Source organism: Roseisalinus antarcticus, from assembly GCF_900172355.1.
Taxonomy (GTDB): Bacteria; Pseudomonadota; Alphaproteobacteria; order Rhodobacterales; family Rhodobacteraceae; genus Oceanicola; species Oceanicola antarcticus_A.
In genome coordinates, this window is sequence record NZ_FWFZ01000017.1 from 1 (window position 1) to 15,865 (window position 15,865).

The following is a 15,865-nucleotide window of genomic DNA, read 5'->3' on the forward strand; positions in this document are numbered from 1 at the left end:
ATGGCTCTTCGGAAAATAGGGCCTCAGCCGCGCCATCTGAGCCTCGCTCAGCCAATACAGATCGCTCATCATGCCCCCTTTGGTTCGGGGACGATGAATCACGCAGACCGCGCAGCCTCAACCCGTTGAATGGGTCCTGAGTCTAGCAAGCCCGGCTGCATCTTTGCCTGCGTCACGAAACCATTGGAACGCTGCCGAATACATCCAGCCGATCCTGCCTGGCCCGGTCCGATGCCAGGTCGGGATCGCACTCCACGGCTTTGAAGGCATGATACGTCGCCTATCGGCAGATTTGCGATGCAAATCGCCTGCCGGCCAATGGATGGTGCGATCCCCAGAACCCGGCAGATTGGCCTTCGCCATTGTCACTCGGACAAATGGCGTTCCAGTGGCAAAGCACCATGGACAGAACGGTGATCGTCAATGAACGCGATCATTTGCGGACGGGGCGGTCGAGCTCCGCCGCAGCGAAATATGCATTCGTCAGTGGGCTCGAACCAGTGGCGCCTTCACTGGCTTGCCCTTCTTCAGGATCTCGTTGGCATGCCCGAAGTCACGGTTCTCACGCTCCAAGGCGCTCGCCATTGGGCTCGAACCAGTGGCGCCTTCAATGGCTCGCTCCGTGCCTTCTCCTCGCTCGTCGGTCCGGACAGTTCGCCTGCATCACGCGCGGCGCGACGACACCAGGCATGACCCGCGGGCCGCAGCATCCTCTCCATGAAGCCCGTTGTCTGCCTCAGCGGCAGGCCGAACAGCACCTTGATTGTCGGGCAAGCCTGGATGGCGGAGTCGCTGTAGACCAGCTGTGCGCCGCGCTTGCTGGACAGCGCCGCATGCCACGGCGTCGACGGGTCGCACCGGACGGTCGACGATCCGCGCACGCGCAGCGCAGCGTCGTAGCCGGACCAGCTCAGGGCGCGGTAGCGGCTCGGTGCAGGCCTGGACATGCCGCTCGGCCATGGCGCCGCACCCGCCATGTGAAACCAGGGGGCGGCTTCGTTCAACAACGTCGCGTGCGGGGCAACGAACGGCAGCAATGTCCGCAGGTCGGACCAGCACGACTGGCAGGCGCCCTCAAAAATATCAGACGATTCGATATTTCGGACAACATTGCGCTATCGCGACCGGCGCTGTCGTCATGCTCAGCTTGCACCCAGTTTCCGTAACGGAAGCGGTCTCACCAAGGAGGAAGATGATGACAGCCCGTACACTGCGATTGACGACGGCTTCCGCGCTCGTGGCGCTTGTCGCCGGCGGGGCGTTTGCCCAGGACGGAGAGCCCCTGAAGATCGGCATTCTCGCAACGCTCGAAGGCACCTACACCGCGCTGGGAGAGGACGGCATCCGCGGCGTCGAAACCGCGCTGCAGGAGGCCGGCATGGCGGCCGCCGGCCGGCCCATCGAGATGATCGTGCAATCGACCGACACCACGCCCGACAGCGCCGTGCGCGGCGCGCGCAAGCTGGTCGAGCAGGATGGCGTGGACATCGTGATCGGCCCCCTGTCGGGGTCGGAGGGGATCGCGATCCGCGACTATTCCAAGACCCAGCCGGACGTGACCTTCATCAACGGCATCTCGGGCGCGATGGAGACGACCTATGTCGATCCCTCCGAGAACTTCTTCCGGTTCAACACGGACGGGGCCCAGTGGTCCGCCGGCCTCGGCGACTACATCTTCAACGAGAAGGGCTATGAGTTCATCGCGACCGTGGGCGAGGATTATTCCTTCGTCTACACCCAGGTCTTCGGCCTCGTGACCGAGTTCTGCCAGGCCGGCGGCACCGTGACCGACCGCTTCTGGGTGCCGCTGGGCACGAAGGATTTCGGCTCGATCATCGCCGCATTGCCCGACGACGTGGATGCGATCTATCTCGGCCTCGGCGGCGGGGACGCGATCAACTTCCTCAACCAGTACCAGCAGGCCGGCGGCAGCGCCAACCTGATCGGCGGCTCGATCATGGTCGACCAGTCGATCCTGCAATCGGGCGGCTCCGCCAAGGAGGCGCTGATCGGCACGCCCTCGTCCGGCATGATGGCCGACGCCTGGGAAAACGAGGGCTGGCAGGAGTTCGTCTCGCTCTATCAGGACACGTTCGAGCCTGATCAGCGCTTCCCCTCGCCGTCGCTCTTCGCGCTGGGCTACTACAACTCGACGCTGGCGATGCTGCAATGCGTCGATGAGACCGGCGGCGATCTGGGCGAAGGCCAGGCGGCCTTCCGCGAGTGCCTGTCCAGCATGACGCTCGAGGCGCCGAACGGCACGATCACGCTGGACGAGAACCGCCAGGCGATCGGCAACAACTTCGTCACCGAAGTGGTCGAGCAGGAAGACGGCTCGCTTGCGACCCAGGTCGTGGCGGTGGTCGAGGACGTCAACCAGACGCTGGGCCTCGACCCGGCGGCGTTCGACGCGATCGGGCTGCCCGGCCGCGAAATTCCGGCCTGCCAGACCTCGTACTGAGCCCGACAAGGGGCCGCCCGGTGTGCATGTGCGCACCGGGCGGCCCGTTCGCCGCCTCCGCGCCCCTCTGCGGAGTTGTCACTGCAACGTCTGCCGGTGGGGCTGTGTCGCGCCCGTGACCCTGATTTCTCTCACATCGCGGATCCATTTCGCGGCCGACCTGCTCGAGGAGGCCCTGCGGGCCGAGATCGAGTCGAATGGGCTGCAGCACCTGGTCCTGGTCTGCGACGCCGACCTGGCCGAGGCCGAATGCGCCCAGCGCGTGCGCGCCGGCATCCCACGCCAGGTCGCGGTCGCGCTGGTGGCCGCCGGCGACACGGACAGCAAGTACGACGTGCTCGACGCCGCGCTGGAGCGGGCCGATCCGAGCGCCTGCGACGCGGTGGTGGCCTTCGGCTCCTCCCGCGCCATCGCCTTCGGGCGCAAGTGCCGCCAGGGGCTGGCCGCGGCGCGGCACGCGAACCTCACCCAGGCCGAGCGCCTGAAAACCACCGAGCGCGATCTGCTGCCCAGCCTCATGGTGGTGCCGGGGCCCGACGGGCTGCCAAATCCCTGCCGGGCAAGCATTTCGCGCGGCATGCCGGGCGGGATCGGCAAGGCGCAACCGCCGACCGTCATCATCTGCGATCCGACCCTGCTGGCCGCAGCGGAGGCACCGCAGCTGGCCAGCGCCTTTGCCGATGCGCTGGGTCGCTGTCTCGAGGTGCTGCTGCACGACAGTTTCAATCCCGTGGCCGACGGGCTCGCGCTGGAGGGGATCCGGCGGGCGCTGCAGGCCCGGACCCCGCAAGAGCGCACACCCGCGGCCCGACGCCGCGACCTGATGGCGGCGAGCCTGAATGCCGCGCTGGCCCAGTCCAAGGGGCCGGGAATCATCCAGGCCTTCGTCGATGCGATAAACGACGTGACCGGGGCCTGGGCCGACGGCGGGGCGGTGCGGCGCATCCTCGTGCCGCCGCTGATGTCCGTGCGCGGCGCCGTGCCGGGTGCTGTCGCGGGCCTGTTGGCCGAGCTTTTCGGGACCGCCCGGCAGGACGCGATCGGCCCCGGCCTCGCGACGCTGATGGACGGGCTGCCCCTGCCCCCGGATTTCGCCGCGCTCGGCATTCCGGCGGGCAAGCTGGACGAGGCCGTGGCCCATCTTTGCGCCGCGCCCGACGTGGACCTGCCCGCGCCCAACCGACTGACCGAGATCTTCGGGCCAAGACTGGCGGGGGTGCCATCGTGAAACCCCTGCTGATCGACGGCGACTGGCTGACCACGGGGACCGCGGCCGAGAACGTCAGCCCGTCCGACATCTCGGATCGGATCGACAGCCATGCCCAGGCCGGCCGCGCCGAGGCCGAGGCCGCCGTCCGCGCCGCACGGGGGGCGCTGGACGACTGGGCGCACAGCACCCCGGCCCGGCGCCACGCGGTGCTCAAGCACGTCGGCGACGAGCTGATGGCGCGGCGCGAGGAGCTGGGCGAATTGCTGGCCCGCGAAGAGGGCAAGACCCGCGCGGAAGGCATCGCCGAGACCCGGCGCGCCGCGCAGATCTTCGACTTCTTCGCCGGCGAGGCGATGCGCCTGAGCGGAGAGATCCTGCCCTCGGTCCGGCCCGGCGTCGGCATCGAGATGACCCGCGAGCCGGTGGGCGTCGTCGGCGTCATCACGCCCTGGAACTTTCCGCTTGCGATCCCGGCGTGGAAGATCGCCCCGGCGCTGGCCTGGGGCAACACGGTGGTCTTCAAACCCGCCGAGCTGGTGCCCGGATCGGCCTGGGCGCTGGCCGAGATCCTGTCGCGCTCGGGCCTGCCGGCGGGCGCGTTCAACCTGGTGACCGGGCCGGGCGGCGCGGTGGGCGGGGCGATGCTGGCGTCGCCCGATCTCGACGCGATCACCTTCACCGGGTCAGAGGCGACCGGGACGCTGGTGGAACAGGCAAGCCTGCGCCACGGCCACAAGGTCCAGCTCGAGATGGGCGGGCAGAACCCGTTGATCGTGCTGGACGACGCGGATCTGGACCTCGCCGTGGCTTGCGCCGTGGACGGCGCGTTTCACCAGACCGGCCAGCGGTGCAGCGCCACCTCGCGCATCATCGTGACCGAAGCCATCCACGGCCGCTTCGTGGAGGATCTGACGACGCGGGTCCGGGCCCTGCGGGTGGGTCACGCGCTGGACCCCGACACCCAGATCGGCCCGCTCGCCTCGGCCGAGCGGATCGAGGAGGTCACCGCGCAGATCGCCCGCGCCCGGCGCGAGGGCGGCAACCTGCGCTGCGGCGGAGAGCCCGTGGCCTGCCGCACCCAGGGCCATTTCCTGGCCCCCGCCCTTTTCACCGACACGACGCCCGAGATGACGATCAACCGCGAGGAGGTGTTCGGCCCCGTCGCCTCGGTCATCCGGGTGCGCGACTACGAGGAGGCGCTGGCCGTCGCCAACGACACGCGGTTCGGGCTGACCGCCGGGATCGTGACGACCTCGTTGCGGCACGCGACCCATTTCAAGCGCCACGCCCAGGCCGGCGTGGTGATGGTCAACCTGCCCACGGCCGGGCTCGACCCCCACGTGGCCTTCGGCGGGCGCAAGGGCTCCAGCCGCGGGCCGATGGAACAGGGGCGCCAGGCCGCCGAGTTCTTCACGATCCTCAAGACGGCCTATACCGCGGCCGGCTGAAAGGCCTGTCCACGGGCCCGCAAGAGGCCCGCATACCAATTCGTCTTATTTTCGGCGGATGCGCATTGCATCGAATCGAAAGCGCGGGTCCTACTTTGAAAACAGAATAACAAGTAAGCGCATTTATCGCGCAGTGGGGGGATATCGGTGACATGAGCAAGGCGCTCGCGGTAAGCCATGGCGAATTCGGCCGGGCGGCAGTCTATGAACTTGACAGGACGATATCCACCCACGCGCACCGCGAGGGGCATCTGATCTTCTGGATCGGCGGCGCCCCCGCCGACGTGCAGGTCGGCCGCGAGCGGTTCTCCTGTGACGGGCAGATGGCCACCGCGGTCAGCCCCTGGGCCCCGCATTCGTTCCACGCCCCCCATTCCGAGCCTTGCGCCTGCCTCGTCCTCTACATCAAGCCCATGTGGTTTCTCGAACATGCGGCCAAGGCGGAATTCTCGCTGGCCTTCGGCCGGGCGCGGCTGCAGGTCACGCCCCAGATCGCGAGCCTCGTTCACCTTCTGGCGGCGGGAATGCTGGACGACAGCACCCAGTCGGGGATCAACGGGCTGCTGTTCGAGTTGGCGCACCATTGCTACGAGGTGTCTTGGCGCGGCCAGCGCCGCCCGGGCTTTCTGTCCACGCGGCGGGGCCTGTCGGATTTCCGGGTGCGGCGGTCGCAGCAGCTCATGCGCGAGGCGCTATCGACCCATCCGGGGATGGATGCGCTCGCCTCCGAGGTCGGCCTGTCGCGGCCCCATTTCTTTCGCCTTTTCAAGGAGCAGACCGGCGTCACGCCGAACCTCTATTTCAACACCCTGCGATCGGAAGCGGCGATCGACGACCTGATGTCCAGCGACAAGTCGATCACCGACATCGGCTTTGATCTCGGCTTTGCGAGCCAGGCCTCGTTCACCCGGTTCTTTTCGCTCAACGTCGGGATCTCGCCGACGGATTATCGCCGCGTGGCCCATCTGCACTAGCGTCGCCCTGCCTGCGCCGTGCGTCCCACCGCACGGCCGCGCCGTGATTTTCCGATGATCCGTCACAGTTTCAGACTTCTGGATATGCCGGGCAAAGTCAGTTCCCTCTAACCTCCCCGAAAGGTCCAGGGGAGCGGACCGGATGAGGGAGGACGACCCGTGCGATTCACAGCAACGGCCGGCTGGCTTGTCCCGACCCGGCGTCGCGCCGAATGAGGGACTGGGCGCGAGCACATCCGATCTGGACCGGGATCGCGGCGCTTCTGGTGCTGATCCTGCTCTATCTGATCCTGGCGGTCTGGCCGGAGTGGATCGACAGCATCCTACGGTCCAAGAAGATCTTCCTCAGCGCCCTTTTCAACGGCATCACCCTGGGCGGGCTCTATTTCCTGGTCGCCTCCGGGTTCACGCTGATCTTCGGGCTGATGCGCAACGTGAACCTCGCCCATGGCTCGCTTTACCTGATGGGCGGCTACATCGGGTATTACGTCTCCTACACCACCGGCTACTGGTTGCTGGCCTTTCCGATCGCCTTCGTGGTCGTGGGCTTCGTGGGCGTGCTGCTGCAATTCTTCGTCTTCCGGCGGATGGAGGGCGAGGACCTGCGCCAGACGCTGGTCACCATCGGCATCTCCATCGTCATCGCGGACCTGTTGTTGTGGGTGGTGGGCGGCGATTTCTACGTCATCACCCCGCCCGACTGGCTGTCGGGGCCGCTCGAGACGGGGATCATCACCTCGCAGCGGGTGCGCAGCTCTGGCGAGGTCACGAATTTCTACCTGTCCTACCCGATGGTGCGGATCGTGATCTTTTGCGCCTCGGTGGTGATCGGCGTGGGCATGTGGCTGCTGCTGAACCGCACCCGGATCGGGATGCTGATCCGGGCCGGCGTCGATGACCGGGACATGCTGTCGGCCACCGGCGCCCGGATCCAGCTGGTCTTTGCCGGCGTGTTCGCCTTCGGAGCGGGGCTTGCCGGGATGGCGGGCGTCGTCGGCGGCACCTTCCAGTCGGTCGCGCCGGGCGAGGACATCCGGTTCCTGCTGGCGTCCCTGGTGGTGGTCATCGTGGGCGGCATGGGGTCGATCCCCGGGGCCGCGCTGGGTGCGCTGCTGATCGGGCTGGCCGAGCAGATCGGGTCGATCTACTTTCCGACCTATGCCGTGGTGCTGACCTTCCTGATCATGGTCGGCGTGCTGGCGTTCCGGCCGCAGGGCCTGCTGGGGCGGACCTGACCCATGGCGATGTCAGATTTCCAGTCCAGCATCGACGCCTCGATCGCGCGCAATCGCGGGCGCCGGCCCTGGATAGAGCGGGTGCCGCCGGCATATTGGGTGCTGGCGATCCTGCTTCTGGTGATGCCGGGGTTTGCCTCCAACTTCGTGCTCTACCAGATTTTCGGCTGGACCTTCATCCTGGGCATCATCGCCTCGTCGCTGATGTTTCTGGCAGGCTATGGCGGCATGGTGAGCCTGGCGCAGATGACCTTTGCCGGGGTCGCGGGCTACATGGTCGCGATCTTCGGCGACAGCGCCATCGACACGATCAGCCAGGGCTGGCCCTGGTACATCACCATCCCGCTCGCGCTTCTGGTGGCGGTCCTCTTCGCGACCATCGTCGGGTGGCTCGCGGTGCGGACGGCGGGGATCTACACGATCATGATCACGCTGGCCGTGGCGGCCGCGTTCTTCTATTTCGCCCGGCAGAACTACGAGGTGTTCAACGGCTTCACCGGGTTCCAGTCGGTTTCTCCGCCGCAATTGTTCGGGGTGGACTGGCAGGATGCGGTGCCGTTCTACTACCTCACCCTGTTCTGGGCGGTGGCGGCCTATTTCTCGGTCCTCTACCTGTCGCGGGCGCCGTTCGGGCTGGCCCTGCAGGGGGTGCGCGACAATCCGCGGCGGATGGGGGCGCTGGGCTACAACGTCACCGCGCACCGGGTCGCGGCCTATTCCTTCTCCGCCATCCTCGCCGGGATCGGCGGCATCCTGCTAGCGTGGCAATCGGGGCAGATCTCGCCGGGGACGGTGTCGATCCAGCCCTCGATCGACATCCTGGTGATCGCCGTCGTGGGCGGCATCCGGCACCCGATCGGCGCCTTCATCGGCGCGTTTCTCTACGTGCTGCTCAAGACCTTCGCGGTCGATGTGCTGATCTCGCTCGGGCTCGACGGGGACCGGTTCAACCTGTTGATCGGAATGGGCTTCCTGCTGGTGGTGTTCTTCTCGCCCGACGGGCTGCTGGGGCTGTGGGAAAAGGCCAAGGACAGGTCGCGCCGCGATCCGCTGACCGGAAGGCCGCGCGAATGACGATGACCGAGGACAGAAGCGCCAGGCGCCTGCAGGCCACCGGCACCGAGAACGCGCTGGAGCTGCGCGGCATCTCCAAGCTGTTCGGCGCCCTGCGCGCGCTAGAAGGCATCGACCTGACCGTGCGCCCCGGAGAGCGGCGCGCGGTGCTGGGCTCCAACGGCGCGGGCAAGACCACGCTTTTCAACTGCATCACCGGGGATTTCCTGCCCACCACCGGCACGATCCGCTTTTTCGGCGAGGACGTGACGGCCTTTCCCGCGCATGAGAGGATCCGGCGCGGGTTGCGGCGGACCTACCAGATCTCGCTGCTGTTCACCGGGCTGTCGGTGATCGACAATATCTACATCGCCTGCCGCGGCGTCTCGCGCGGGCGGTTCTCGTTCATCCGGCCCCGGCGGGACGATGCGCTGATGGCCAGCGCCGAGACGCTTGTGCGCGTCGTCCACCTGGAGGACCTCAAGGACACGCTGGTGTCCAGCCTGTCCTACGGCCAGCAACGCCAGCTTGAAATCGCCATGGCGCTGGCGGGCGCGCCGCGCTTCATCCTGTTCGACGAGCCCGCCGCCGGGCTGTCGCCCACGGAACGTTCGGAGCTGGTGGAGATCCTGCTCGGGCTGCCCTCGCACATGGGCTACATCATTATCGAGCACGACATGGACGTGGCCCTGCGGGTCGCGGATTTCGTGACGATGATGCACAACGGGCGCATCTTCAAGGAAGGCAAACCGGCCGAGATCGAGGAGGATCCGGAGGTCCAGACGCTTTACCTCGGAGGGGGCGACGATGCCTGATCCGATCCTCGAGGTGCGCGACCTCAACGTCTATTACGGCCAGTCCCACGCCTTGCAGGGTGTCAACCTGACGCTGGATCACGGCGTGTTGTCCGTGGTGGGCCGCAACGGCATGGGCAAGACCACGCTGTGCAACGCGATCATGGGTCTGGTGCCTGTGGCCTCGGGCTCCATCGCGCTGGGCGGGCGCGAGGTTTCGGGGCTGACCGCCGCCGAGACGGCGCGGCTGGGCATCGGCTACGTGCCCCAGGGCCGGCGGCTGTGGCCGTCGCTGACCGTGGACGAGCACCTCAAGCTGGTGGAAAAGCGCGGCGGCGCCTGGACGGCGGAGCGGATCTATTCGGTCTTCCCCCGCCTGGCCGAGCGGCGCGGCAACGGCGGCGGGCAATTGTCGGGCGGCGAGCAACAGATGCTGGCCATCGGCCGTGCGCTGTTGGCCAACCCCAGGCTGCTGGTGATGGACGAGCCGACGGAAGGCCTCGCCCCGGTCATTGTCAGCCAAGTGCGCGACATGCTGATCCGCCTCGGCCAGGAGGGCGAGATGGACGTGCTCGTGATCGAGCAGAACATCGGCGTCGCCTGCGCGGTGTCCGACAGCGTGGCGATCATGGTCAACGGCCGGATCAACCGGGTGATGGACGCCAGCATCCTCGCCGCCGACCGCGACCTGCAGCAGGCGCTGCTGGGGGTCGGGCGTCATGCCCATGACGAGACCGACCAGCAGGCCGCCCCGGCGCCCCGTCCGCAGGAGACCGAGGAAAAGGTCACGCGGATCTATCTCTCAAACCCCGAGGTGCCGACCCGCTGGAGCCAGCCCGTCCCCGTTCGCATGATCGAGCAATCGGCCCGCACCGTGACCGAGGTCGGCAAGACCAACGTGGTGGCGCTGCAGACGCCGAAGGTGCCGACGGTCGGGATCACCTACGTCTGCGGCACGCTTGACACCAAGGGGCAGGAGCTGCGCCACATCGCCGAGATCCTGCGCGGCGAGGGTCTGCTTGTCCGGCTTGTGGACCTCGCGACCTCTGGCGAGCGCTCGGGCGCGGAGATTCCGCCGCATACGGTCGCGGCCCACCATCCGCGCGGCGCGGCAGGCGTCTTTACCGGCGATCGCGGCAGCGCCGTGGCGGGCATGACCCGCGCGTTCGAACACTGGATGCGGGCGCAGACGGATGTGGCCGGGGTGATCGCGGCGGGCGGCTCGGGCGGCACGGCGCTGGTGGCGCCGGCGTTCCGGGTGCTGCCGGTGGGCGTGCCCAAGGTCATCGTCTCCACCGTCGCCTCGGGCAATACCGAGCAATACGTCGGCCCGTCCGACATCACCATGATGTATTCCGTGGCCGACGTGCAGGGCATCAACTCGATCACCCGCGAGGTGCTGGCCAATGGCGCACACGCGTTGGCCGGCATGGTCAAGGGCCGCCGGGCACGGGCGAAGACCACGCCGGAGCACAAGCCGGCGGTGGGGATCACCATGTTCGGCGTCACCACGCCCGCCGTCCAGATGGTCACCCGGCAGCTGGAGGCGCAGTACGATTGCCTTGTCTTCCACGCCACCGGCGTCGGCGGGCGGTCGATGGAAAAGCTGCTCGACAGCCAGATGCTGGACGCGGTGATCGACCTGACCACGACCGAGGTCTGCGACATGGTGGCGGGCGGCGTCTTTGCCGCGACCGAGGACCGGTTCGGCGCCTCGATCCGCGCGGGCAAGCCCTATATCGGCGCGGCCGGGGCGCTCGACATGGTCAATTTCAACGCCCCCGACACCGTGCCAGAGAGATATCGCGGCCGGCTGTTCTACGAGCATAATCCGCAGATCACCCTGATGCGCACCACCCCCGAGGAAAACGAGCGGATGGCCCGCTTCATCGGGGCGCAGCTGAACCGAATGACCGGGCCGGTGCGCTTTTTCCTGCCCGAGGGCGGGCTGAGCCTCCTGGACGCGCCGGGCCAGCTGTTCTGGGACCCCGAGGCCGACCGGGCGCTGTTCCGCACGCTTGAGACGGTCGTGCAGCAGACCGCCAACCGGCAGCTTGTCCGCGTGCCGCACAACATCAACGATCCCGAATTCGCGGATCTGGTGGTGAAGACCTTCCGGTCCTTCCACGGCCAGCCCCGCGCCCGAGCGAAAGGTGCCTGACATGTTCGACCGTTCCGACCTGATGAAACGGTTCCGCGCGATGCGCGATGCCGGCGAGCCGATCATCGGCGGCGGCGCGGGCACGGGCCTGTCGGCCAAGTGCGAAGAGGCCGGCGGCATCGACCTGATCGTGATCTACAACTCGGGCCGTTACCGGATGGCGGGCCGCGGCTCGCTGGCCGGGCTGATGCCCTATGGCGACGCCAACGGCGTGGTGATGGAGATGGCCGGCGAGGTCCTGCCGGTGGTCAAGCACACACCGGTCCTGGCCGGGGTCTGCGCCACCGATCCATTCCGGATGATGCCGCAGTTCCTGGATCAGGTGAAGGCGGCGGGTTTTTCCGGCGTTCAGAACTTTCCCACCGTCGGGCTGATCGACGGGACCTTCCGCGCCAAACTCGAAGAGACCGGCATGGGCTATGCCCACGAGGTCGAGATGATCCGCCTTGCCCATGCCCGCGACATGCTGACCACGCCCTATGTGTTCAGCGAAGCGGACGCGGCCGCGATGGCCGGGGCGGGCGCGGACATCATCGTCGTGCACCTCGGCCTGACCACCGGCGGCTCCATCGGCGCCGAAACCGGCGTCACGCTGGAGGATGCCCCCGCGCTCACCGACCTGTGGGCCGCCGCCGCGCTGAAGGTGAACCCGGACGTGATCGTACTGGTGCACGGCGGGCCGGTCGCGATGCCGGAGGATGCGGATTTCGTCCTCAGAAACACCAGGAACTGCCACGGTTTCTACGGCGCCTCCTCGATGGAGCGGCTGCCGACGGAAATCGCGCTGCGCAACCAGACCGCCGCCTTCAAGAAGATCGGCCGTTAAGGAGACATGCCATGACCGGACAACTCATCGGACAATTGATCCTCTGGCTCATCGTCGCCGTCATTGTCGTCTTCATCCTCTACTGGGTGATGAACTGGCTCTACCGGCGCTCGACCAAGGAGATCGCCTTCGTGCGCACCGGCTTTCTGGGCGAACGGGTGGTCATCAACGGCGGCGCCTTCGTCTGGCCGGTGATCCACGACATCACGCCGGTCAGCATGAACTCGCTCGACCTTGGCGTGACCCGCGAAAAGGACGAGGCGCTGATCACCCGCGACAGCCTGCGAGTGGACGTGGACGCCGAATTCTACGTCCGGGTGCGGCAGACCCCCGAGGCGGTCAGCCTGGCCGCCTCGACCATGGGCCGCCGCACGCTGGAACCCGAACGCCTGCACCGGCTGCTGGCGGGCAAGTTCGTCTCGGCCATGCGCTCGGTCGCCGCCGAAATGACGCTGGAAGAGCTGCACATGGGCCGCCATGCCTTTGCATCGCGCGTGGCCGAGCTGGCGCAGGAGGGGCTCGACAAGAACGGGCTGGAGCTGGAGAGCGTCGCGATCACCGACATCGACCAGACCGATATCGAGTTCTTCAACCCGTCCAACCGGTTCGACGCCATCGGCCTGACCTCGGTCATCCAGGCGGTCGAAGAGCGCCGCAAGCTGCGCAACGACATCGAGCAGGACACGATCATCAAGATCCGCCAGCGCAACCTGGAGGCCGAACGCCAGACGCTGGAGATCGACCGCGAGAGCGAAGAGGCCCGACTTGAGCAGGAACGCGACATCGAATTCCGCCGCGCCCTGCAACGCTCGCAACTGGCCAAGGAACGCTCCGAGCGCGAGCGCGAGGGCGAGGAGGCGACGCTGCTGAGCCGCGAGGCCATCGAGAAGGCGCGCATCGCCAACGAGGAACTGATCGCCGAGGCGCGGATCGCCTCCGAACGCAAGATCCGCCAGCAGGAAATCGAGCGCACCCGCGACGTGGACGCCGCCGAGATCGACGCCAGGGAGGTGATCGAGAAGGCCCGCATCGGACAGGAACGCACCCTTGAGGACGCGCGCATCCGGTCACGCCAGGACACCGAGGCCGCCGGCATCGCCGCCAAGGAAGCGATCGAGAAGGCCCGCATCGGCCAGGAACGCGCCATCGAGGAGGCCCGCATCGAGAAGGCCCGCGAGACCCAGTCGAAGGACATCGAGCGCCAGCGCTTCGTCGATGAGGCCGACATCTCGGCCCGCGAGATGATCGAGAAGGCCCGGATCGCGCAGGAACGCCAGATCGCCGAGGCACAGATCGAGAAGGACGAAAGCCTGCGCCAGCGCGAGATCGCGCGGAACCTGTCCATCGACGAGGCCGAGATCGCCGCCCGCGAGGCCTCTGAAAAGCTGCGCATCGCCCAGGAACGCCAGGTGAATGCCGAACGCATCACCGCAGACCGCGCCACCCGCGAGCTGGAGATCGAGCGCAAGAAGGCGCTGGACGAGGCCGAGATCGCGGCGAAGCAGGCCACCGAGGCCGCGCAGATCGCCCGCGAAAAGGCGCTGGCCGCCGACCGCATCGCCGCCGAGCAGGACACCCGTTCGCGCGAGATCGCCCGCCAGCGCAGCGTCGAGGCCGAGCAGATCGCCGCCGCCGAGGCGACCTCGGCCGACCGGATCGGCCAGGAGGAGCGCATCCGCAACCTCGAGATCGCGCGCAACAAGGCCGTGGACGAGGCGGAGATCGCCGCCCGCGAGGCGGTGGAGGCCGCCCGGATCGCCCAGGAGGCCAAGCTGGCCGTCCACCGGATCGAGAGCGAGGAGCGCACAAAGGAGCGCGAGCACGCCCGCACCAAGGCCGTCGAGGCCGCCGAGATCGCCACCCAGGAGGCGACAGAGGCCGCCCGGATCGCCAAGGAGAAGAAGCTCGCCGCCGACCGCATCGCCTATGAACAGGACCTGCGCGAGCGCGAGATCGCCCGCAACCGGGCGATCGACGTGGCACAGGTCGCGGCCTCCGAAGAGGTCTCGATGGTGCGGATCGACGAGGAGAAGCGCACCCGCGCCGCAGAGATCGCCAAGCTGACCGAGGTCCGCAGCCGCGAGATCGAGAGCCACGAGGCGATCGAGGCCGCCGAGATCAGCTCTCGCCGCCTGGTGGAAAGCCAGCGGATCGAGAAGGAGAGCGAGACCTCCGCCGAGAAGATCGCCCGCGACAAGCGCATCCGCGAGCTGGAAATCGCCCGCAACCAGGCGATGGACGCGGCCCAGATCGCCGCGGACGAGGCGATCGAGGCCGCCCGCGTGGCCAAGGCCAAGACCGTCGACGCCGAGCGCATCGCGGCCGAACAGGAGCTCGACGCGAAGAAGCTGGAGCGCAAGCGGGCGCTGGAGCAACTGGAAGTGGGCCGCGTGCAGGCCCTGCGCGAGGCCGAGATCGCCAGCCAGGAAGAGGTCGAGCGCGCGCGCATCGCCTCCGAACGGGGGCTGGACGAGGCCCGGATCGGCCACCAGACCGACCGCCGCAAGCTGGAGATCGGACGCGAGAAGGCCGTCGAGGAGGCGTCGATGGAGAAGGCCATCGCGCTTTACCAGAAGTCGCTGGATGAACATGCCGCCGCGGTCGAGGCCGAGACCGCCCGCGCCCGCGCCCTGGAGGCCGCCGAGAAGGCCAAGACCGCCGCCGAGACCGAGGCCGCCGGCCGCGCCCGCACCCTCGACCAGATCAAGGCCGATACCGAGGCCCAGCGCACCCGCGTGCTGGCCGAGGCCGAAAAGATCCGCCGCGCGGTGGAGGCCGAGGCCGCCAAACTCATCAACGAGGCCGAGAACGTCCTTACCGACGGGGCCCGCGCCTCGCTGTTCAAGCGCAAGATGCTGGAGCATGTGGAGGGCATCGTCTCGGCCAGCGTCAAGCCGCTGGAGAAGGTCAGCGACATCAAGATCATGCAGCTTGGCGGCTCCGGCACCCAGGGCCTCGACTGGTCCGACGGGGGCTCCGGTGGCCGCGGCGGTGGCGGTGGTGGCGGCAATGGCGGCTCGCCCACGGACGAGGTGATGAACTCTGCCCTGCGCTACCGGGTCCAGGCGCCGTTCGTGGACAGCCTGATGAAGGAAATCGGCATCGACGGCAGCAACTTCGCCAAGTCGGACATCTTCCGCAACGCCTCGGACATGACCCGCGCGACGGGAGAGATCGCCCGCGCCCAGGCCTCGAAGGCGCTGACCGACAAGAAGGACAGCGGCGAGGGCAAGGCGGACGCAACCGGGGACAAGCAGTAGATGGCCCGGGTCTATGTCTCTTCCGTCGTCAACGCCCCGGCGGCGCGGGTCTGGGAAAGGGTGCGCGATTTCAACGCCCTGCCCCGCTGGCACCCGCGCATCCGCGACAGCCGGATCGAGGATGCGCATCCCTCCGACCAGGTCGGCTGCATCCGCAACTTCAACCTGCAGAACGGCGACAACATCCGCGAGCAGCTGCTGGGCCTGAGCGATTACGACATGTCCTGCACCTATGCCATTCTCGAAAGCCCGATGCCGCTGACCGACTACGTCGCGACCCTGCGGCTGACCCCCGTGACCGAGGGCGACCGGACCTTCATCGAGTGGTCGGCCGAATTCTCCTGCGACCCGGACGACGAACAGGGCCTCGTCGCTGGCGTCGGCGGCAACGTCTTCCAGGCCGGTTTCGACGCGCTCAAGCGGCATTTCGGAGGCTGAGCGCG

12 protein-coding genes and 1 other annotated feature are annotated in these 15,865 nt (G+C 67.7%); of the genes, 11 read left to right on the forward strand and 1 reads right to left on the reverse strand.

Annotated elements, in window-relative coordinates; translation table 11 throughout:
* Window positions 1-378 precede the first annotated feature (378 nt).
* Window positions 379-479, reverse strand: a sequence feature (AL1L pseudoknot).
* A gap of 48 nt (window positions 480-527) precedes the next feature.
* Window positions 528-1,004, reverse strand: coding sequence for a transposase (locus ROA7023_RS14645; RefSeq protein WP_159458531.1), 477 nt, complete (start codon window positions 1,002-1,004; stop codon window positions 528-530).
* A 191-nt stretch (window positions 1,005-1,195) separates the two neighbouring features.
* On the opposite strand from ROA7023_RS14645, the gene ROA7023_RS14650 reads away from it, so the two are divergent.
* The 11 genes from ROA7023_RS14650 (at window position 1,196) to ROA7023_RS14700 (ending at window position 15,860) form a co-directional block, all read left to right on the forward strand.
* Window positions 1,196-2,461, forward strand: a complete 1,266-nt coding sequence (locus ROA7023_RS14650; protein WP_085879862.1) for an ABC transporter substrate-binding protein — start codon at window positions 1,196-1,198, stop codon at window positions 2,459-2,461.
* Window positions 2,462-2,576: 115 nt separating this feature from the next.
* On the forward strand, window positions 2,577-3,689 hold the full coding sequence (locus ROA7023_RS14655) for an iron-containing alcohol dehydrogenase (protein ID WP_159458532.1): 1,113 nt from the start codon (window positions 2,577-2,579) through the stop codon (window positions 3,687-3,689).
* The gene (locus ROA7023_RS14660; RefSeq protein WP_234992247.1) at window positions 3,686-5,119 is read left to right on the forward strand and encodes an aldehyde dehydrogenase family protein; all 1,434 of its coding nucleotides are present in this window, start codon (window positions 3,686-3,688) and stop codon (window positions 5,117-5,119) included. The genes ROA7023_RS14655 and ROA7023_RS14660 overlap by 4 nt, the downstream gene beginning before the upstream one ends.
* A gap of 152 nt (window positions 5,120-5,271) precedes the next feature.
* Window positions 5,272-6,093, forward strand: coding sequence for a helix-turn-helix domain-containing protein (locus ROA7023_RS14665; RefSeq protein WP_085879788.1), 822 nt, complete (start codon window positions 5,272-5,274; stop codon window positions 6,091-6,093).
* A 212-nt stretch (window positions 6,094-6,305) separates the two neighbouring features.
* Window positions 6,306-7,328 (forward strand): branched-chain amino acid ABC transporter permease, encoded by a 1,023-nt coding sequence (locus ROA7023_RS14670; RefSeq protein ID WP_085879789.1) that lies wholly within the window; start codon window positions 6,306-6,308, stop codon window positions 7,326-7,328.
* 3 nt (window positions 7,329-7,331) lie between these two features.
* Window positions 7,332-8,402 (forward strand): branched-chain amino acid ABC transporter permease, encoded by a 1,071-nt coding sequence (locus ROA7023_RS14675; protein ID WP_085879790.1) that lies wholly within the window; start codon window positions 7,332-7,334, stop codon window positions 8,400-8,402.
* Window positions 8,399-9,196 (forward strand): ABC transporter ATP-binding protein, encoded by a 798-nt coding sequence (locus ROA7023_RS14680; RefSeq protein WP_085879791.1) that lies wholly within the window; start codon window positions 8,399-8,401, stop codon window positions 9,194-9,196. The genes ROA7023_RS14675 and ROA7023_RS14680 overlap by 4 nt, the downstream gene beginning before the upstream one ends.
* On the forward strand, window positions 9,189-11,336 hold the full coding sequence (locus ROA7023_RS14685) for an ABC transporter permease (RefSeq protein WP_085879792.1): 2,148 nt from the start codon (window positions 9,189-9,191) through the stop codon (window positions 11,334-11,336). Before ROA7023_RS14680 ends, ROA7023_RS14685 begins: the two co-directional genes overlap by 8 nt.
* 1 nt (window position 11,337) lies before the next feature.
* Window positions 11,338-12,162 (forward strand): phosphoenolpyruvate hydrolase family protein, encoded by an 825-nt coding sequence (locus ROA7023_RS14690; protein WP_085879793.1) that lies wholly within the window; start codon window positions 11,338-11,340, stop codon window positions 12,160-12,162.
* A gap of 11 nt (window positions 12,163-12,173) precedes the next feature.
* Window positions 12,174-15,422: a flotillin family protein gene (locus tag ROA7023_RS14695; protein ID WP_085879794.1), complete on the forward strand. Its 3,249-nt coding sequence runs from the start codon at window positions 12,174-12,176 to the stop codon at window positions 15,420-15,422.
* Complete coding sequence (locus ROA7023_RS14700; RefSeq protein ID WP_085879795.1) at window positions 15,423-15,860, forward strand: SRPBCC family protein; 438 nt, start codon at window positions 15,423-15,425, stop codon at window positions 15,858-15,860.
* Window positions 15,861-15,865: the final 5 nt, after the last annotated feature.